Consider the following 17,272-nt stretch of genomic DNA (forward strand, 5'->3'; position numbering starts at 1 on the left):
GTCAGCCGAGCCTGGTCACGTCCAGCTCGCCGGCCGCGTACTGGCGGCGCAGGACCTTCTTGTCGAACTTGCCGACGGAGGTCTTGGGCACCGACTCGATGACGGTCCAGCGCTCGGGGAGCTGCCACTTGGCGATGCCGCGCTGGTCGGCGAGGAAGGTGCGCAGGGTGTCGAAGTCGGCGGTGGCGCCTTCCTTCAGGACGACCGTGGCCAGGGGGCGCTCGCCCCACTTGTCGTCCGGGACCGCGACGACGGCGGCCTCGGCGACCTCCGGGTGGGCCATGAGGGCGTTCTCCAGCTCGACCGAGGAGATCCACTCGCCGCCGGACTTGATGACGTCCTTGGCGCGGTCGGTGAGGGTGAGGTAGCCGTCCGGGCTGATCGTGCCGACGTCGCCGGTCTTGAGCCAGCCGTCCTCGCTGAACTTGTCGGCGGGGCGCAGGGGTTCGGCGTCGGGGCCGTTGTAGTAGGCGCCGGCGATCCAGGGGCCGCGCACCTCCAGCTCGCCCGCGGACTCGCCGTCCCAGGGGAGGCGCTCGCCGCCGGGGCCGGTCAGCCGGGCCTCGACGCTCGACGGGAAGCGGCCCTGGGTGAGGCGGTAGGCGAACTCGCGGTCCGTGCCGACGGTGCCGGCGGGCGGCCGGGCGACCGTGCCGAGCGGGGAGGTCTCCGTCATGCCCCAGGCGTGACACACCCGCATGCCGAGCTTGTCGAAGGCCTCCATCAGGGCCGGGGGACACGCCGAGCCCCCGATGGTGACCTGGACGAGCGTGGAGACGTCGCGCGGGCGTGCGGTCAGTTCCGCCAGCAGTCCCTGCCAGATGGTCGGGACGGCCGCGGCGTGCGTCGGGCGCTCGCGCTCGATCATCTCCGCGAGCGGCGCCGGCTGCAGGAAGCGGTCCGGCATCAGCATGTTGACGCCGGTCATGAAGGTGGCGTGCGGCAGGCCCCAGGCGTTCACATGGAACTGCGGGACCACCACGAGGGACGTGTCCTCGTCCGTGAGGCCCATGGACTGGGTCATGTTGACCTGCATCGAGTGCAGGTAGATCGAGCGGTGGGAGTACACGACGCCCTTGGGGTCGCCCGTCGTGCCGGACGTGTAGCACATGGCCGCCGCCTGGCGTTCGTCCAGCACCGGCCAGTCGTACGCCGTCGGCTTGCCCGCGATCAGGTCCTCGTACTCGTGGACCTGAACGGTGGCCTCGGCGAGGAGGGCGCGGTCGCCCGGGCCCGAGACGACGACGTGCTCGACCGTCTTCAGGTGCGGCAGCAGCGGGGCCAGCAGGGGCAGGAGCGAGCCGTTGGCGATGATCACGCGGTCGGCGGCGTGGTCGACGATCCAGGCCAGCTGCTCGGCCGGCAGCCGCAGGTTGAGGGTGTGCAGGACCGCGCCCATGGACGGGATCGCGTAGTACGCCTCGACGTGCTCTGCGTTGTTCCACATCAGGGTCGCGACCCGCTCGTCGCCCTGCACGCCGAGGTCCTCGCGCAGCGCGTGCGCCAGCTGGGCCGCGCGGGTGCCGATCTCGGCGTAGGAGCGGCGGTGCGGCTCCGCCTCCCCCGTCCAGGTGGTCACCTGCGAGGTCCCGTGGATCGTCGACCCGTGGGTCAGGATCCTCGAGATCAGCAGCGGTACGTCCTGCATCGTGCTCAGCACGGCGTCCTCCCGGGGGCGACATTGCCTACGCGGCGGTAAGGGGGTGCGCTGATTCTGCGCACATACCACGCGGTATGTCACTAGGTGAGGACGAAAACGCAGCTCAGAACCCCTCCGCTAGCGCACGAAACCGAGCTCCGGGTCCTCACGCAGCTTGCCCAGCGCCCGGGAGACCGCCGATTTCACCGTGCCGACGGACACGCCCAGCACCTGCGCCGTCCGGGCCTCGCTGAGGTCCTCGTAGTAGCGCAGCACGACCATCGCCCGCTGGCGGGCCGGCAGCTTCATGATCGCCCGCCACATCGCGTCGTGCAGCGCCTGCCGCTCGGCGGTGTCGCCCTGGCCGGGCAGCGGCTCGGGCTCGGGCAGCTCGTCACAGGCGAACTCGTCCACCTTGCGCTTGCGCCACTGCGAGGTGCGGGTGTTCAGCAGGGCGCGGCGCACATAGCCGTCGAGCGCGCGGTGGTCCTCTATCCGCTCCCAGGCGACGTACGTCTTCGTGAGCGCGGTCTGCAGCAGGTCCTCGGCGTCGTTCGGGTTCGACGTCAGCGACCGCGCGGTGCGCAGCAGCACCGGGCGGCGGGCTCTGACGTACGACGAGAACGACGGGTACGTCGCGTACGGCAGCGCCCGACCGGCCGGTCCGGCGGCTTCCGGGGCGCTGGTGCAGACGAGTGGGGTCATGTCCACCACGCTAGGAGCGCGGCCGCGTGCGCGGATCGGCCGCAGGTCCCGAAGCGCGGTCCCCCTCAGGTTGTAGGGGTGGGGCTGGCTCCACCTCCTGTAGGTGGACGGGGGGTGGAGAACGGTACGGGTCGTCTCAGGGTGGACCCTGAGGGCGGACGGGGGCAGGGCCCGGCCAGAAGCCGGCGAGCGGCTCCGCTCACCGCCGCGTTCGGCCCTGCGCCGCCCCGGAACGGCGAGGCGCCGGGAGCACGACAGCACGGCGGCGCCGAAGCACCGCCGCGCTGTCGCCGTCCCATCCCACGGAGAGCACATCGCTGAGGGCGCGGGGCCCTCAGGTCACCACCACAGCGGGGTGAAGCCGACGGCCACGTTGTGGTTGCCCTGGTTGATCGCGGTGCAGGCCGAGCCGTCGACCTGGGCGGTGTTGCTCTGGTTCGAGGCGCCGGAGCCGATCGCCTGCTGCTGCGTGGTGGACGAGTTGCCGTTGTTGCCGCCGACGCCACTGCCGACGAGCCCCTGGAACGCGTTGGTGACAGCCGCGCTCGATCCGTCGTCCGCGAAGGCGCCGTTGTCCGCCGCCGCGGCACCGCAGAAGGGCGCGCCGCACGGCCCCCCTTCCCTTCTTCGAACGTGTGTACGAACATAGAGGTATGGCCACCATCGACCGGCAGGCCGGCACTCTGGCCCTGGCACACGCGCTGTCGGCCGCGGAACGCGGTCTGGCCGTCATCCCCCTGTCCCGCACCAAGCTCCCGGCCCTGCGCTCCCCGCACCACGGCTCGGAACAGCCCTGCAGGGGCGAGTGCGGCCGCTTCGGGCACGGCGTGTACGACGCCTCCGCCGACCCGGCCCGTGTCCGCGCCCTGTTCGCCGCCGCGCCCTGGGCCACCGGCTACGGCATCGCCTGCGGTCTGCCCCCGCACCACCTCATCGGCGTCGACCTGGACGTGAAGTCCGGCCAGGACGCGCCCGCCGCGCTGCGCGAGCTGGCCATGCGGCACCTGTTCACGATCCCGCCCACGGTCGTCGTGCTGACCCCCTCCGGCGGCCGGCACATCTGGCTCACCGGCCCGCCGGACGCGGCCGTCCCCAACTCCGCCGGCCGCCTCGCCCCCGGCATCGACATCCGGGGCGCGGGCGGCTACCTGGTCGGCCCCGGCTCGCGTACGGACCACGGCGTGTACGCGGCCGCGCCCGGCACGGACCGGCTGCCGCCGGCGCCCTGCCCGCCGTCCCTGCTGCGGCTGCTGCTGCCGCCGCCGCGCGTGGCGTCGGGGAGCACCGGCGGGGGCCACCACGGCCACGGCCTGATCCAGTTCGTCCTCGCCGCCCATGAGGGCCAGCGCAACACGCGCCTGTTCTGGGCGGCCTGCCGCGCCTACGAGAACGGCATCGGGCCCGCACTCACCGAGGCCCTGGTGGACGCGGCCCGCACCACCGGGCTCACCGAGCGGGAGGCCCGGGCGACGATCGCGTCGGCGCGGCGGATGACCGGGCTCACGGGGTGAAGACCTCGTCGAGCCGGTGGATCGCCCCGTCGTCCCCGAGCTCGTACTTGAACACCAGCCCCGAGTCGGGGTTCGCGTCGAGCCAGTCCAGCAGCTCCTGTACGCCGATCCGCTGGTTCTCGGTGCTCTCCACGATCGGGTTGGTCGCGGTGACGTACGCGCCCTGGTCCAGCGCCCAGCGCGACTCCTCGCCCGACACCACGAAGGGCGCCCCGTCGGTGTCAGGCTCGGGGCAGCCCCAGGCGCCGTGCTGGATGATCAGGTTCACCTTGTCGGTGACGCCCTCGAGCTCCTCGTATCCGTACAGGGCGAACTCGTCGGGGTCGTAGTCCTCGGGGTAGGGCGCCTTGTTGACACAGTCGGCGGGCGTGGCGGTGGCCTCACCGGCGGGCGTGGCGGTGGCCTCACCGGCGGGTGTCGCGGTGGCGGTACCGGCGGGAGTGGCACCGGCCTCACCCGCGGGTGTGGCGGCGCCGCCTCCCCCGGTGCCCTTGCCGGCCCCGCTCGACGACGTGGAGCTCGGGCCGGGCACGGACCGGGCCTCGTCCCCCTTGCACCCCGTCAGTACGGCGCCCAGCGTGACGGCCACGAGCATCACGGCAGCAGATCTACGACGGCTTCGGGCGTTCATCGTCTCGTCCCCCTGTCCCCGCACGGCCCCATCGGCCGCGTCCGGTCGGGGGGACCGTAGTGGGCCGGCCTGACCTGGCGCGATACAGAAAACCCTTACGTCACAGACCCGGGACAAGTCCGTCACCCGGCACGGACGCACGGCGCCCGGGGCGGGCGGTGCCGGACCGGACGAACGGGCCCCCGCCATGAGGCGCGCAGGCGCACGTCCGTCCGCGCGAGCGGGGCCGGCTCCGGGGGAAGACCGCGGCCACGCCGACCGGGCGCGAGGGCGTCGTACGGACCGTGGGGAGCAACACTCGGGACCGGGCTGGAGGAAGCCGCGGGTCCTCTCCGCGACGGCTGCCCCGGGCTGGAGGAAGCCGCGGGCCCTCTCCGCGACGGCTGCCGTGGCGCTCGCCGCACTGCTCGCCGTGTGGCGGACACCGGTCGCCGTGGCACCGGCGATCACGACAACGGCCCCCGACCGGGGTCCGGTCAGGGGCCGCTCTCACTGTGCTCTGCGCGGAGGCGGTGGGATTTGAACCCACGGTGACATCGCTGCCACGACGGTTTTCAAGACCGTTCCCTTAGGCCGCTCGGGCACGCCTCCCCGCGGCGCCCGCGGGTGGGCGGGCGGCGCGGGGACAAGAGTAACGGGTTGGTGCGGGGATGCGGGGCTCAGCTGTCGCCCGTGCGGGAGGCGAGGGTGAGTTCGGTCGTCCTCGTCTTGCCGTCGCGTTCGTAGGTCAGGGTGACCTTGTCGCCGGGCTGGTGGGTCCAGATCTCGCCGATGAGGGTGGGGCCGGAGTCGATGACGGTGTCGTCGAGCTTGGTGATCACGTCACCGGGCTTGAGGCCGGCCTTGGCGGCGGGGCCGCCCGGCTCGACGGCCTCGCCGCCGCCCGCGCCGGTGTCGGTGATCTTGGCGCCGCCGGTGGCGTCCTCCAGGGAGACGGATGCGCCGATCTTGGCGTAGACGGGCTTGCCGGTCTTGATCAGCTGCTGGGCGACGTACTTGGCCTGGTTGATCGGGATCGCGAAGCCCAGGCCGATGGAGCCGGACTGGCCGGAGCCGAAGCCGCCGTTGCCGGTGGACTGGATCGCGGAGTTGATGCCGATGACATTGCCCTTGGCGTCCAGCAGCGGGCCGCCGGAGTTGCCCGGGTTGATGGACGCGTCGGTCTGCAGCGCGCTCATGTAGGAGGCCTGGCTGCCGGAGCCGTCGCTGGAGGCGACCGGGCGGTTCTTGGCGCTGATGATGCCGGTGGTGACCGTGTTGGACAGCCCGAAGGGCGCGCCGATGGCGATCGTCGAGTCGCCGACGGCCACGTCGTCGGAGTTGCCGAGGGTCAGCGGCTTCAGGCCCGAGGGGGCGTTCTTGAGCTTGATGACCGCCACGTCGTAGCCCTGGGCGTGCCCGACGACCTCGGCGGCGTACTGCTTGCCGTCGGGGAACGTCGCCGTGAGCCTGCCGCCGTCGACGGCCTCCGCCACCACGTGGTTGTTGGTGACGATGTGGCCCTCGGTGTCGAAGACGAAGCCCGTGCCGGTGCCGCCCTCGCCGCTGCTGGACTCGGCCTGGATGGTGACCGTGCTGGGCAGGGCCCGGGCGGCGACGCCCGCGACCGTGCCAGGGTCGCGCTTGAGGTCGCCGCCGCTGTCGACGGCGGAGACGGTGGTGGAGCTGGTGTCGTCGTCCTTCGCGAGTGTGTACCCGAGGCCGCCGCCGAGGCCGCCCGCGACCAGCGCGGCCACCAGCACCGCCGCGAGCAGTCCGCCGCGGCCGCGCCGCTGCTTCGGGACGGGCGGCTGGGCCGACTGGTACGAGGCGCCCCAGGCGGTCGTGGCGTCCGGGCCGCCCTGAGGGCCGGCACCGTAGCCGCCGCCGTACGCGGCCGTGGCCGCGGGCGCCGGCGGGGGCGGCCAGGCGGCGTCCGGGGCGGTCTGCCGGGCGGCCGGAGCGCCGTACGCGGGGGCCGGCCCCTGCGGGGCGGGCTGGGGCTGAGGCGGAGTGGCCTGCCGGGCCGGGCCCCCGTCCTGCGCCGGCGCGGTGCTCTCGGGCGTCTGCGGGGAGGCCGCGGGAGTGTCCACCGGCACGGGAGGTGCGGACGGGGCCGGGGGAACCTCGGTGCCCTCGTTCTCGGTGCTCACAGCTTCTCTCCTCGATCCACGGCTGTCGTCGCTGCGCAGGTGCGATTTTGTATGCCGTCAGCTTTTCCCATGGGCCGTCAGAGCACCATAAGCGGTGCCTGTGGGTCCGGGGCCATCCTTTATATAGAACACTCTTCGCTTAACGGGCACATTGTGGCTCCATGCGGAGGCGATCGGGATGCCACTCGGACGTCACATGTACCCCTGGACGGTGGCACCATGACGCGGTGACCCACGCACGACAGCACCACGTCCAGGTCGTCGCCCACCGAGGGGCCTCCGAGGACGCCCCGGAGCACACCCTCGCCGCGTACCGGAAGGCGATCGAGGACGGCGCCGACGCCCTCGAGTGCGATGTACGGCTGACCGCGGACGGGCACCTCGTGTGTGTGCACGACCGCCGCGTCAACCGTACGTCCAACGGCCGCGGGGCCGTGTCCGCGCTGGAGCTCGCCGACCTCGCCGCCCTCGACTTCGGCTCCTGGAAGCGGGGCCAGGAGGAACCCGACTGGGAGTCGCGGCCCGAGGACCCCGCGGACACCTCCGTGCTCACCCTGGAGCGGCTGCTCGAACTCGTCGCCGACGCAGGGCGCCGGGTGGAGCTGGCCATCGAGACCAAGCACCCCACGCGCTGGGCCGGCCAGGTCGAGGAACGGCTGCTGCACCTGCTGAAGCGGTTCGGCCTGGACTCCCCGTCCTCGGCCGAGGACTCCCCGGTGCGGGTGATGAGCTTCTCGGCCCGCTCGCTGCACCGGGTGCGGGCCGCGGCACCGACCCTGCCGACGGTCTACCTCATGCAGTTCGTCTCGCCCCGGCTGCGCGACGGCCGGCTGCCCGCCGGAGTGCACATCGCGGGCCCCTCGGTCCGGATCGTGCGCAACCACCCGGCGTACGTGGAACGGCTCAAGCGGGCCGGCCACCAGGTGCACGTGTGGACCGTGAACGAGCCCGAGGACGTCGCGCTCTGCCTCGGCCTCGGCGTCGACGCCATCATCACCAACCGCCCGCGCGCGGTGGCGGAACTCCTCGGCCGCTGACGGCACACCCCTGATGATCACGGGGAGTGCACCGGCGCATTCGCTGCGTGTTCGAGCGTTGCCAATGCGTCACCGGAACCGTGTTGGCCGGTTTCCGGTACAGGCCAATGGGGCATCCACTCCGTGGCGTGGGGCGAAGGAGGTCTCGGGGGTGGCGTTGGTGGTGGCACAGGAGGTGCCCACGTCGTCGAGCATGGCCGTACCCCATGGCCCTGCGGGCGTGGGGGAAGCGAGACACCGCATGCGCGATCAGCTGCGCAGGGGCGGTGTGGCGGAATCGGTCATCGACGACGCCGTGCTGATCCTTTCCGAACTGCTGAGCAACGCGTGCAAACACGGCCGGCCCCTGGGCGACGCCCTGGCCGGGGACGGTGACGTCCGGGCCGCATGGCGCGTGGACCCGGACGGCCGGCTCATGGTGGAGGTGACGGACGGCGGCGGACCGACCCGCCCCGCCCCGGCCACCCCGTCGGTCACCGCGCACGGCGGCCGCGGGCTGAACATCATCACCGCGCTCGCCGACGACTGGGGCGTACGCGACGACGCCCGTGGCGAGGTCACCGTGTGGGTCGTGGTCCACGACGACGTTCATGATCCCGATGCCGGGCACCGCCGCGACGACTTCGCTACGCGCGTCACAGCGCCGTCGGTGCCGGTCATCGCGGGGCTGGACTTCGCGGACGCCTTCGACGACCTCGACTGAAGGCACCCTCCGCCCGTCCCGAGGGCGCCTTCGGGACGGCGGCGGAGTCGTCCCCGACAGCCCCTTCGTCCACAGGGTCCCGTCGCTCGGGGCGCGAACGGCTAGGCTCCCGCCCGTACGAGACGAGCCGTAACCGGGAGACCCCACCATGGCCAAGAAGCGACCTCAGACGAAGGCCAAGCAGCCGCAGATCACCGATGGTGAGATCCCGGTCGTCGGCGCCCGCGAACCCTGTCCGTGCGGCAGCGGCCGCCGCTACAAGGCCTGTCACGGCCGGGCCGCCGCGCAGGCCGTGACCGAGCTGGTGCACCGTCCGTTCGAGGACCTCGCCGGCGAGTGCGACTGGGTCGCGCTGCGCGAGCTGGTGCCGGCCGCCACCGTGGAGCTGACCCTCAAGGGCGGCCTGCCCGAGGGCGTCCCCTCGGTCACTTTGGCGACGGTGCTGCCGATGGCGTGGCCCGCGCTGCGCCGCGAGGACGGCTCGGTACTGCTCGGCCTGCAGAACGAAACGGCGTCCGGTGACATCAGCCGCGACCTCGCCGACACCCTGCAGCGCGCCCTCCAGGCCGATCCGGGCACGCCCGTGCAGGGCCGCCGCGCCCCGGCCGACGGCCCGCGCCTGCAGGACCTGCTCGACCCGGAGGCCGCTTTCGAGCCGGTCGTGCACAGCGGCTTCGAGTTCTGGGTCCCGGACGCGGAGAACGCGACGCCGGACGTCGCCGCCTCCCTGGAGCGGGCCAACGCCGCCGCCATCCCCACCGTGAGGCTGGCGGGCGTGGACGCGGCCTACTGGTGCGAGACGCCCGAGAAGAATCACCTGCGCTGGGTCATGCCGCACCCCGAGGAGCGGCTTCTGGACGCGCTCGCGCGGCTGCACGCCGCGGGCCGCTCCAGCCTGGGCGAGGGCACCCGCCTGGTGGGCTCCTTCCGTGCTCACGGGCTCACGGTCCCGGTCTGGGACCTGCCGAGCGGCGTCGGCGCCGAGGACGTGGAGAAGCCGGCCGCCGAGTTCGCCGAGCGCCTCGCCGCGGCCCTCGCGACGGACGCGCCGCTCACCCCGGACGAGCGCCGTGCCCGCGGCGGGCTGACCAACCGACAGGTCACGCTGAGCTGACGCACGCCGGGTGGCTGACCGACCGGTCAGCCACCCGGCTTCCCGGCCACCGGTCGCGCCGTGCCCGACTCCCGCTCGACAAAGGCCCGATCGGTGTCCGAATAGCCGAGGAAAATCGGAGATCGAATTTGCGAACAGCCGATCTCTTGTTACCGTTCCAGTAGCCCGGTTGCTGGTGCATCCCCCGTCGCCAGCAACCGGGTCTTTGCGTCTCCGAACCGGCTCCGAACCGGATCAGGATCGACGCTGGGGCAGTGCTGTACGGAATGCGGCCGCTCGTCAACTCGCGGTGAGCGAAGGGGAGTTGGGCAGTCCGCCCGGTTTCCGCCGAGGCCGCCGCCGGACCGGCGCTAGGAGTTGCTCCCCGATCGCAGCAGCAGCGGTCCGTCGGGGCGGGTGCCCGCGAACTCCGCGACCGCGCTGTAGCCCGCCGGCTCCGCGCGGGTGCGTTCACGGGGGGTCTCGCAGGAGGCCGGTTCGTCGTCGGCGCTCACCGCACAGCGCATCTGAACCGTCCGCGCCCCCGGCCCCATGAAGCTCAGGACCGCCCGGAGGGGCTCCCCGGTGCGGTTGCGGTAGTAGGTGCGCGCCCAGGTCTCCGCGCCCTGGTTCAGCACACAGGTCTGCGCCTCCACGCCCTCGGGCGAGGTGAGTTCGGGTCCGCAGCGGGCCGCGGTGGCCGTACCGAGACCCAGCAGCAGCGGCGAGCGCGCGGCCCCGCCGGAAAGTCCCTTGGCGTCCACCCCGTCGAACCCGTCGCCGCCACCCGGCCCGGATCCGCCCGGCCCGGATCCGCCCGGCCCGCCGCCGCCCGGCCCGGCGGATCCGGCCAATCCCACCGAGCCGTCCGGCGCGTCCGGCCCGCTCGACCCGTCTGATCTGCCCGTCCCGGCGCCGCCGGACGGACCGGACCCGTCGGCTGTCGCGTCCCGCGCGGCCCCCGAGTCGCGCAGCGCGTGCGAGGCGTGTCCGGGCAGTCGTACGGTCGTGTGCTCGTCGTCCCCCGCGGGTCCCGCGGACGCCACGGCCAGCGGGAGCGCGATCGCGCACGCCGCGACGCCCGCGAGGGCGAGGAGACGAAGGTTCATGAGGGGGACGATAACGAGCCGGAACGGGCGGCCGGTCCGCGCGCGCCCGACACCCCTACAACTCGGGGGCGCTCACACCCGTACGAGTGAGGGCGTCCACGACCGCGTCCACCACGGCCTCCACGTCGGGCACCCAGGGGGAGGCCGAGCCGGGCAGCGGCGCGCGCTCCCAGTGCACGGCGCCCTCGCCGGTCGCGGACGGAGGCAGGGTGATGTAGCCGCCCTCGCCGTGGAAGCGCAGGGAGCCGGGGACGAAGTCCTTGGCGTACAGCAGCTCGCCCAACTGCTCCATGCCGTAGGGCCGTACGAGGATCGACCAGCGGGTGGGCGAGGCGACGACCGGGCCGAGCCGCATGCCGTCGCGGTCGAGGGCGGCCAGGGCGCGCGCGGCGGCCTCGGCGGGCAGGCTGACCGCGCAGGGGGCCGTGCCGCCGGTGGCGAGCACGATCGGGGCCGTGGGCCGGTTGGTCCACCACCAGCGGACCATGCGCTCGTCGGTGGTGGCGGCGAGCAGCCCCGGGTCGAAGGGGTGGGCGCCGGGCACCGTGCACTCGGGGTCGGGGCAGCCGCAGCGGGAACGCCCCTGCGGATCGGCCGCCACGCCGGGCAGTACGGGCCACCGCCACTGAGTGGCGAAGGTCAGGGCCGTGCCGATCAGCTCAGGCCTCCCGCCGCCACGCCTGGACAGGAGCCTGCGTCGCCTTCCGAGGATCTCGCGCATGAGCGCTCGTTCCTTTCCGTTGCACGCCTGGCAACACCGTGGACCACATACACCATGTGTCGATCACTGCACTGTGCGTACCTGCTGGCGCATCACACCCCTGCGAGCAGTACGGGGATCACCCCCTGACGGATCCGGCGGGGGCGTCGGGCTTCGGCCGTGTCGGCGGCCGATGCTGCCGGCGGGCCACCGGGGCCGTGCCGACCGTTGTGTCCGTACTGTCCGTACGTCTGTCCGTACGTCTATCCGTACTGCGCCGTGCTCGTCGTACTCGTTCCACTGCGGCACGGGCGTGGCGTGGGGTGGCGAAGTCTGGCGTTTGCCGTCCCGCGTAGTTCTCTCCGCCTCCGCCACGGGAGGATGGGGCACGGTCGTCGGTGGATAGGACGCCCGGGTCCGTCGCCAGGTTCCGGGTGGCCCCCAACCACCCCTGGCCTTCTCCGAGTACGTACCCATCACGACCGCTGTGACGCTCCGTCGAGCAAGCCCAGTCGACCGCAAGAGGGCGTTGCCCGAGTCTGTTTTAAGCCAACTTTGCCTTTCTGTAAGAGGAACGTCCACCCATCCCGCACACCACATGGACACCAGGAATCCCAGCAGGACAATGCTGGACATCCCCTCACGAGTGCGTGTACATGTGGAGACACTGCTAGCGGCGCAGAATGACATGGGGGTTTGCGATGCTTTTGAGCAAAACGAACCGGTCGGAAAGCCGGACGCCATGAACGCCCCGCACCCTCCGAAAGTGGCCGGAATCGATTCAACGGTTCCCTCGCCCGCACACACTGTCGCGCCCGCGCCCGCCGCAGCCGACGTCTCCCCCGTCACCACCGGGCCCGGTGTCCTGCTCCAGGACCGCCTGGCCGGCTGGGTCTCCGACCTCACCACCCTGCACGAACTCACCGAACGCCTGGTCCGCACCGACACCCTCGCCGACGCCCTCCAGGAACTGCTGCGCGCCGGGGCCGCCCTGGTGGGCGCCCGGCGCGGTCTGGTCGTCCTGGAACCCGGTGCCGGGCGTGGCCCGCGCACGACCGTCGGCCTCGGACTCGCTCCGGCCGATCTCGGCCACATCGAGACCGTGCCTCGCGGCTCACTGCCGTACGGCGAACTCCTCGACACCCCGGCCGGGCTGCCCGGCGGCGTGGCCGAGATCGTGCGCTCCGACCTGCTCGCCGAGGACGGTCTCGACCCCCGCCACCGCGAGGTGGCCCGCCGCCTCGGCTTCGCCGCCAGCTACGCCCTCCCCCTGTCCACCGAGTCCGCCGGCCGCCTCGGCGCCGCGGTGTGGCTGTACGACGAGCCCGCCGAGCCGGTCGAGCGCCGGCGCCATCTCGTCGGCCTCTACGCCCGCTACGCCACCGAGCACCTGGCCCGGCTCCTTGAGGTCGAGGGCACACGCGCGTGCATGGCCACCATGTCCGAGGAACTGCTGCCCTCCCGGCTCCCCCGGGTCGCCGGTGTCCAGCTCGCCGCCCGGCACCGCACCTGCTCGCGCGGCGGCGGCGACTGGTACGACGCCCTGCCGCTGCCGGACGCCGCGCTCGGGCTCGCCGTCGGCTCGGTCACCGGGTCGGGGCCGAGCGCGGTCGCCGCGATGGGCCGGCTGCGCGCCAGCCTGCGGGCGTACGCCGTGATGGAGGGCGAGGACCCGGTCGCCGTCCTGTCGGACCTGGAGCTGCTGCTGCGGCTGACCGAGCCCGCCCGCTCCGCGACCGCCCTGTTCGCCTACTGCGAGCCCGCGGCGCGCAAGCTCACCCTCGCCGGCGCCGGGCACTGCCCGCCGCTGCTGGTCGGGGAGCGGCGCACCGAGTTCGTGGAGACGTCCGTCTCGGCGCCGCTGGGCATGCTCGCCTGCTGGGAGGCACCCAGCGTGGAGATCGAGGCCGAGCCGGGAGAGACGGTTCTGCTCTACACCGACGGCCTGCTGCACCGCACCGGCGACACCGTCGACCGCGCCTTCGCCCGGCTGCACGCGGCCGCGGCGGGCGTCCCCCGGGCCCTGCGCCGCGACCCCGAGGCCCTCACCGACCACGTCCTGCGCACCGTACTGCCGGACGGGCTGGACTCGGCCGACAGCGACGAGGACGTGGTCCTGCTGGCGGCCCGCTTCGAGTGAGGCTGTTAACAGGTCCTAACGGCCTGGGGCACCTTACGTACGACCGTACGATGGTCAGTGGTCCAGTGCCGTACCGAGGAGGATGACCGTGGCCGACGAGCTCCCCGCTGTGCCCGACGACGCCGTTGACGCAATGGGCGCGGAGACCTCTGAGGAGGAGCCCATCAAGCAGCGGAAGAACGGCCTCTACCCCGGCGTGTCCGACGAGCTCGCCGAGAACATGAAGAGCGGCTGGGCCGACACCGAGCTGCGCGACCTGGAGCCGATCGCCCAGGCCGCCGAGACCGCCGCCCGCCGCGCCGCGCTGTCCGCGCGCTTCCCCGGCGAGCGCCTGGTCATCCCCGCGGGCAACCTGAAGACCCGCTCGAACGACACGGAGTACCCGTTCCGGGCGTCCGTCGAGTACGCCTACCTCACCGGCAACCAGACCGAGGACGGCGTCCTGGTCCTTGAGCCCAGGGGCGAGGGCCACGAGGCCACCATCTACCTGCTGCCGCGCTCCGACCGCGAGAACGGCGAGTTCTGGCTGTCCGGGCAGGGCGAGCTGTGGGTCGGCCGCCGGCACTCCCTGACCGAGGCCGAGAAGCTGTACGGCATCCCCGCCTCCGACGTCCGCGAGCTGGCGGACAGGCTCCGCGAGGCCACCGGCCCGGTCCGGGTGGTGCGCGGCTACGACGCCGGCATCGAGGCCGCCCTCACCGACAAGGTCACCGCCGAGCGGGACGAGGAGCTGCGGGTCTTCCTCTCCGAGGCGCGCCTGGTCAAGGACGCGTTCGAGGTCGGCGAGCTGCAGAAGGCCGTCGACTCGACCGTGCGCGGGTTCGAGGACGTGGTGAAGGTCCTGGACAAGGCCGAGGCCACCTCCGAGCGGTACATCGAGGGCACCTTCTTCCTCCGCGCGCGCGTGGAGGGCAACGACGTCGGCTACGGCACCATCGCCGCCTCCGGGCCGCACGCCTGCACGCTGCACTGGGTGCGCAACGACGGGCCGGTGCGCTCGGGTGACCTGCTGCTGCTCGACGCGGGCGTCGAGACGCACACGTACTACACCGCCGACGTCACCCGGACCCTGCCGGTCAACGGGCGGTTCTCGGACATCCAGCGGAAGATCTACGACGCCGTGTACGAGGCCCAGGAGGCCGGAATCGCCGCGGTGAAGCCGGGTGCGAAGTACCGGGACTTCCATGACGCGGCCCAGCGGGTGCTGACCGAGAAGCTCGTCGAGTGGGGGCTCGTCGAGGGGCCGGTCGAGCGGGTGCTGGAGCTGGGCCTGCAGCGCCGCTGGACCCTGCACGGCACGGGCCACATGCTGGGCATGGACGTCCACGACTGCGCTGCCGCGCGGACCGAGACGTACGTGGACGGCACCCTGGAGCCGGGGATGTGCCTGACGGTCGAGCCCGGGCTGTACTTCCAGGCCGACGATCTGACCGTGCCCGAGGAGTACCGGGGCATCGGCGTGCGGATCGAGGACGACATCCTGGTGACCGAGGACGGCAACCGGAATCTGTCGGCCGGACTGCCTCGGCGTTCCGATGAGGTCGAGGCGTGGATGGCGGCACTCAAGGGGTCGCCGAGCTGATCTGCTGTCCGCGGACCGTCTGTGGTCGATCGCGCTTACGCGGCGGAGCCGCACAGGTCACAGCCCCGCGCCCCGGAAGGCGTGGGGCTGGACCTGCATCTGGCTGCCGATGTCTCCTTCGGGCGTCGCGCGGGGCTCGAGAAGGCCCTGCGCGACGCCGTTCGGGACGGGCGGCTCGCCCCCGGGTCCCTGCTGCCGGCGACGCGCCGGCTCGCCGAGGAGCTGGGGCTGTCGCGGGGAACCGTGAAGGCCGCCTACGACCAGCTGGTCGCCGAGGGGTACCTGACGGCTCGGCAGGGGGCGGGGACGCAGGTCGCCGCACTGCCGCCGGTCGCGGCCGAACCGGCGCAGGCCCGTGCACGCGCGCGTGAGCCGCTCCTCGATCTGCGGCCCGGGAGTCCGGACGTGGGGACGTTTCCGGTGACCGCCTGGTCGCGGGCGTTGCGCAAGGCCATGGCCGTGGCGCCGTCCGCTGCGTACGACTACGGGGATCCGCGCGGGCGCATCGAGCTGCGCACGGCCCTCGCGGGGTACCTCGGGCGGACCCGGGGCGTGGTCGCGCCGGTGGAGCGGATCGTCGTCACCTCTGGGTACGTGCAGGCGCTCGCGCTGCTGACGCGGGTGCTCGCGGGCGGCGAGTTCGCCATGGAGGACCCGGGTCTCGCGTTCCACCGGGACGTGGTGCGGCGGGGCGGGGGGACCGTGGTGCCCGTGCCCGTGGACGAATCCGGCGTGTGCGTCGACGCGTTGGGGGATCCGGCCGCCGTCGTCGTCACGCCCGCCCATCAGTATCCGACCGGTGTCACCCTGCGTCCCGAGCGGCGACGGGCCCTCACGGACTGGGCACGCGCGCGCGGCGCGCTGGTCGTCGAGGACGACTACGACGGGGAGTTCCGCTACGACCGGCAGCCCGTGGGGGCGCTGCAAGGGGTGGCACCGGAGCAGGTCGTCTACGTGGGCACCGCCTCCAAGACGCTCGGGCCCGCACTGCGGCTGGGCTGGATGGTGCTGCCGCGGCACCTCGTCGACGCGGTCACCGAGGCGAAGCTGTACAGCGACCACCACACCGAGGTCCTCGGGCAGCTGGCGCTCGCCGAACTGATCGGCAGTCATGCCTACGACCGTCATGTACGGGCCTGCCGCCTGCGTTACCGGCGCCGCCGGGACCTCCTCCTGGAGCGGCTGGGGGCGGGGCGGCGGGTGCGCGGGATCGCGGCCGGGCTGCACGCGCTGGTGGAGGTCGACGACGAGGCCGCGGCGGCCGAGCGCGCCGAGGCGCACGGGCTCGCGGTGGGGCGGCTCGGCGAGCACTGGCACAGGGCAGGCGAGGGGCGCGCGCAGGGGCTGGTCGTGGGATACGGGACGCCCAGGGAGTCGGCCTACGCGCAGGCGCTGGACGTGCTGGTGAGGGTGCTGGGCTGAGTCCCGGGGTCGGCCGCTGTCGGATCGCGGGCCGGAATTGGGCCAGGGACAGGGCCTCGGATCGGCTCTCCATGGCGGTCCACTGCGCTTCTGGTGTCGTGGCCATGACGAAGTCGCTCGTCCCTCCCGCCGGACCCCGCCGGGTCCTCGCCCTCGCCCAGTCGAGCAACTCGGTCGGCGACGGCGCCTTCTGCACGACGTCCGCCCTCTGCTTCACCCAGATCGTCGGCCTCGCCCCCGCGCGCGTGGCCTCGGGCTGACCTCGGCTGGGCGGTCGGGTCGCTGGTGGGTGTGCCGCTCGGGCGGTTCGCCGACCGGCGCGGGGCGCGCGGTACGGCGGTGGCGCTGGCGTCGGCGACCGCGCCGGCGGTGGCGTCCTTCGCCGTGGTGCGCGGGCGCCTGCCGTTCGTGCTGGTGGCCTGCGGCTACGCGGCCGCGCAGTCCGGGCTCGCGGCGGCCCGGCAGGCGCTGCTGGCGGGGCTGGTGTCCGCCGCCGAGCGCACCGGGCTGCTGGCGCATCTGCAGTCCACCCTGAACGCCGGGTGGCCGTGGGGGCGGGGCTCGGCGGGCTCGCGCTGCACGCGGGGACGCGCGGCGCCCATCTGGCCGTGTTCGCGCTGGACGCGATGAGCTTCCTTGCGTGTGCGCTGCTGTTGCCGAGGCTTCCCGCCGTGGCGCCGGCGAGGGGGGACCTGCGCCGCGACGGGGCTCCGGGCCGGCCGGGCGGGGCCTCGGTTCGGTGGGCCGGGGCCTCGGTTCAGCGGGGCGGGGCGCGGGACCGGCTCGGTGTGCTGCGGGACCGGCTCGGTGTGCTGCGGGACCGGCTCGGTGTGCTGCGGGACCGGCTCGGTGTGCTGCGGGACCGGCT

At 73.3% G+C, this 17,272-nt stretch carries 16 protein-coding genes, 1 tRNA gene and 1 pseudogene; 10 read left to right on the plus strand and 8 right to left on the minus strand.

Going from position 1 to position 17,272, the window contains the following annotated elements; translation table 11 throughout:
• Position 1 precedes the first annotated feature (1 nt).
• From ACIGXJ_RS10240 to ACIGXJ_RS10250, 3 genes and pseudogenes are all read right to left on the minus strand, one after another.
• Positions 2–1,648, minus strand: a complete 1,647-nt coding sequence (locus ACIGXJ_RS10240; RefSeq protein ID WP_399643660.1) for a long-chain fatty acid--CoA ligase — start codon at positions 1,646–1,648, stop codon at positions 2–4.
• Positions 1,649–1,777: 129 nt separating this feature from the next.
• On the minus strand, positions 1,778–2,344 hold the full coding sequence (locus tag ACIGXJ_RS10245) for a SigE family RNA polymerase sigma factor (RefSeq protein ID WP_399642911.1): 567 nt from the start codon (positions 2,342–2,344) through the stop codon (positions 1,778–1,780).
• 339 nt (positions 2,345–2,683) lie between these two features.
• Positions 2,684–2,947, minus strand: a pseudogene (locus ACIGXJ_RS10250) (hypothetical protein); the annotation flags it as partial.
• A 50-nt stretch (positions 2,948–2,997) separates the two neighbouring features.
• Between ACIGXJ_RS10250 and ACIGXJ_RS10255 the strand changes: the two are divergent.
• Positions 2,998–3,855, plus strand: coding sequence for a bifunctional DNA primase/polymerase (locus tag ACIGXJ_RS10255; protein WP_399642912.1), 858 nt, complete (start codon positions 2,998–3,000; stop codon positions 3,853–3,855).
• Here ACIGXJ_RS10255 and ACIGXJ_RS10260 read toward each other — a convergent pair.
• From ACIGXJ_RS10260 to ACIGXJ_RS10270, 3 genes are all read right to left on the minus strand, one after another.
• The gene (locus ACIGXJ_RS10260; protein WP_399642913.1) at positions 3,845–4,486 is read right to left on the minus strand and encodes a hypothetical protein; all 642 of its coding nucleotides are present in this window, start codon (positions 4,484–4,486) and stop codon (positions 3,845–3,847) included. The two genes, ACIGXJ_RS10255 and ACIGXJ_RS10260, sit on opposite strands and share 11 nt — an antisense overlap.
• A 504-nt stretch (positions 4,487–4,990) precedes the next feature.
• A tRNA-Ser gene (locus ACIGXJ_RS10265) sits at positions 4,991–5,077 on the minus strand.
• 68 nt (positions 5,078–5,145) lie between these two features.
• Entirely contained in the window at positions 5,146–6,618 is a 1,473-nt protein-coding gene (locus tag ACIGXJ_RS10270) for a S1C family serine protease (protein ID WP_399642914.1), read from the minus strand.
• Positions 6,619–6,845: 227 nt separating this feature from the next.
• Between ACIGXJ_RS10270 and ACIGXJ_RS10275 the strand changes: the two genes are divergently transcribed.
• From ACIGXJ_RS10275 to ACIGXJ_RS10285, 3 genes are all read left to right on the plus strand, one after another.
• On the plus strand, positions 6,846–7,655 hold the full coding sequence (locus ACIGXJ_RS10275) for a glycerophosphodiester phosphodiesterase (RefSeq protein ID WP_399642915.1): 810 nt from the start codon (positions 6,846–6,848) through the stop codon (positions 7,653–7,655).
• Positions 7,656–7,719: 64 nt separating this feature from the next.
• The gene (locus ACIGXJ_RS10280; protein WP_399643662.1) at positions 7,720–8,358 is read left to right on the plus strand and encodes an ATP-binding protein; all 639 of its coding nucleotides are present in this window, start codon (positions 7,720–7,722) and stop codon (positions 8,356–8,358) included.
• Positions 8,359–8,506: 148 nt separating this feature from the next.
• The gene (locus tag ACIGXJ_RS10285; protein ID WP_399642916.1) at positions 8,507–9,472 is read left to right on the plus strand and encodes a DUF5926 family protein; all 966 of its coding nucleotides are present in this window, start codon (positions 8,507–8,509) and stop codon (positions 9,470–9,472) included.
• Positions 9,473–9,822: 350 nt separating this feature from the next.
• Here the strand turns inward: ACIGXJ_RS10285 and ACIGXJ_RS10290 are convergent, their stop codons facing one another.
• Positions 9,823–10,560 carry a hypothetical protein gene (locus ACIGXJ_RS10290; RefSeq protein ID WP_399642917.1) on the minus strand — a complete coding sequence of 246 codons (738 nt, stop codon included), beginning with the start codon at positions 10,558–10,560 and terminating at the stop codon, positions 9,823–9,825.
• Between the two features lie 55 nt (positions 10,561–10,615).
• The gene (locus ACIGXJ_RS10295) at positions 10,616–11,281 is read right to left on the minus strand and encodes a bifunctional DNA primase/polymerase (protein WP_399642918.1); all 666 of its coding nucleotides are present in this window, start codon (positions 11,279–11,281) and stop codon (positions 10,616–10,618) included.
• A 604-nt stretch (positions 11,282–11,885) separates the two neighbouring features.
• Here ACIGXJ_RS10295 and ACIGXJ_RS10300 point away from each other — a divergent pair.
• The 6 genes from ACIGXJ_RS10300 to ACIGXJ_RS10325 form a co-directional block, all read left to right on the plus strand.
• On the plus strand, positions 11,886–13,400 hold the full coding sequence (locus ACIGXJ_RS10300) for a PP2C family protein-serine/threonine phosphatase (protein WP_399642919.1): 1,515 nt from the start codon (positions 11,886–11,888) through the stop codon (positions 13,398–13,400).
• An 82-nt stretch (positions 13,401–13,482) separates the two neighbouring features.
• On the plus strand, positions 13,483–14,982 hold the full coding sequence (locus ACIGXJ_RS10305) for an aminopeptidase P family protein (protein ID WP_399642920.1): 1,500 nt from the start codon (positions 13,483–13,485) through the stop codon (positions 14,980–14,982).
• 87 nt (positions 14,983–15,069) lie between these two features.
• A complete protein-coding gene (locus ACIGXJ_RS10310) occupies positions 15,070–16,404 on the plus strand; it encodes a PLP-dependent aminotransferase family protein (RefSeq protein ID WP_399643664.1) in 1,335 nt (444 codons plus the stop codon).
• Positions 16,405–16,508: 104 nt separating this feature from the next.
• A complete protein-coding gene (locus ACIGXJ_RS10315; RefSeq protein WP_399642921.1) occupies positions 16,509–16,664 on the plus strand; it encodes a hypothetical protein in 156 nt (51 codons plus the stop codon).
• A gap of 31 nt (positions 16,665–16,695) precedes the next feature.
• On the plus strand, positions 16,696–17,034 hold the full coding sequence (locus tag ACIGXJ_RS10320) for a hypothetical protein (protein WP_399642922.1): 339 nt from the start codon (positions 16,696–16,698) through the stop codon (positions 17,032–17,034).
• A gap of 41 nt (positions 17,035–17,075) precedes the next feature.
• Positions 17,076–17,272: hypothetical protein (locus ACIGXJ_RS10325; RefSeq protein ID WP_399642923.1), on the plus strand; the 197-nt coding region annotated here is incomplete at its 3' end.

This window comes from Streptomyces sp. NPDC053367, assembly GCF_044545925.1.
GTDB lineage: Bacteria > Actinomycetota > Actinomycetes > Streptomycetales > Streptomycetaceae > Streptomyces.

Excerpts from the sequence above, each read along its gene's own strand:
- ACIGXJ_RS10245 (WP_399642911.1), bottom strand. The coding sequence starts at position 2,344 with ATGACCCCACTCGTCTGCACCAGCGCCCCGGAAGCCGCCGGACCGGCC.
- ACIGXJ_RS10300 (WP_399642919.1), top strand. The coding sequence starts at position 11,886 with ATGCTGGACATCCCCTCACGAGTGCGTGTACATGTGGAGACACTGCTA.
- ACIGXJ_RS10315 (WP_399642921.1), top strand. The coding sequence starts at position 16,509 with ATGACGAAGTCGCTCGTCCCTCCCGCCGGACCCCGCCGGGTCCTCGCC.
- ACIGXJ_RS10255 (WP_399642912.1), top strand. The coding sequence starts at position 2,998 with ATGGCCACCATCGACCGGCAGGCCGGCACTCTGGCCCTGGCACACGCG.
- ACIGXJ_RS10280 (WP_399643662.1), top strand. The coding sequence starts at position 7,720 with ATGCGTCACCGGAACCGTGTTGGCCGGTTTCCGGTACAGGCCAATGGG.
- ACIGXJ_RS10240 (WP_399643660.1), bottom strand. The coding sequence starts at position 1,648 with ATGCAGGACGTACCGCTGCTGATCTCGAGGATCCTGACCCACGGGTCG.
- ACIGXJ_RS10285 (WP_399642916.1), top strand. The coding sequence starts at position 8,507 with ATGGCCAAGAAGCGACCTCAGACGAAGGCCAAGCAGCCGCAGATCACC.
- ACIGXJ_RS10295 (WP_399642918.1), bottom strand. The coding sequence starts at position 11,281 with ATGCGCGAGATCCTCGGAAGGCGACGCAGGCTCCTGTCCAGGCGTGGC.
- ACIGXJ_RS10305 (WP_399642920.1), top strand. The coding sequence starts at position 13,483 with ATGACCGTGGCCGACGAGCTCCCCGCTGTGCCCGACGACGCCGTTGAC.
- ACIGXJ_RS10290 (WP_399642917.1), bottom strand. The coding sequence starts at position 10,560 with ATGAACCTTCGTCTCCTCGCCCTCGCGGGCGTCGCGGCGTGCGCGATC.
- ACIGXJ_RS10260 (WP_399642913.1), bottom strand. The coding sequence starts at position 4,486 with ATGAACGCCCGAAGCCGTCGTAGATCTGCTGCCGTGATGCTCGTGGCC.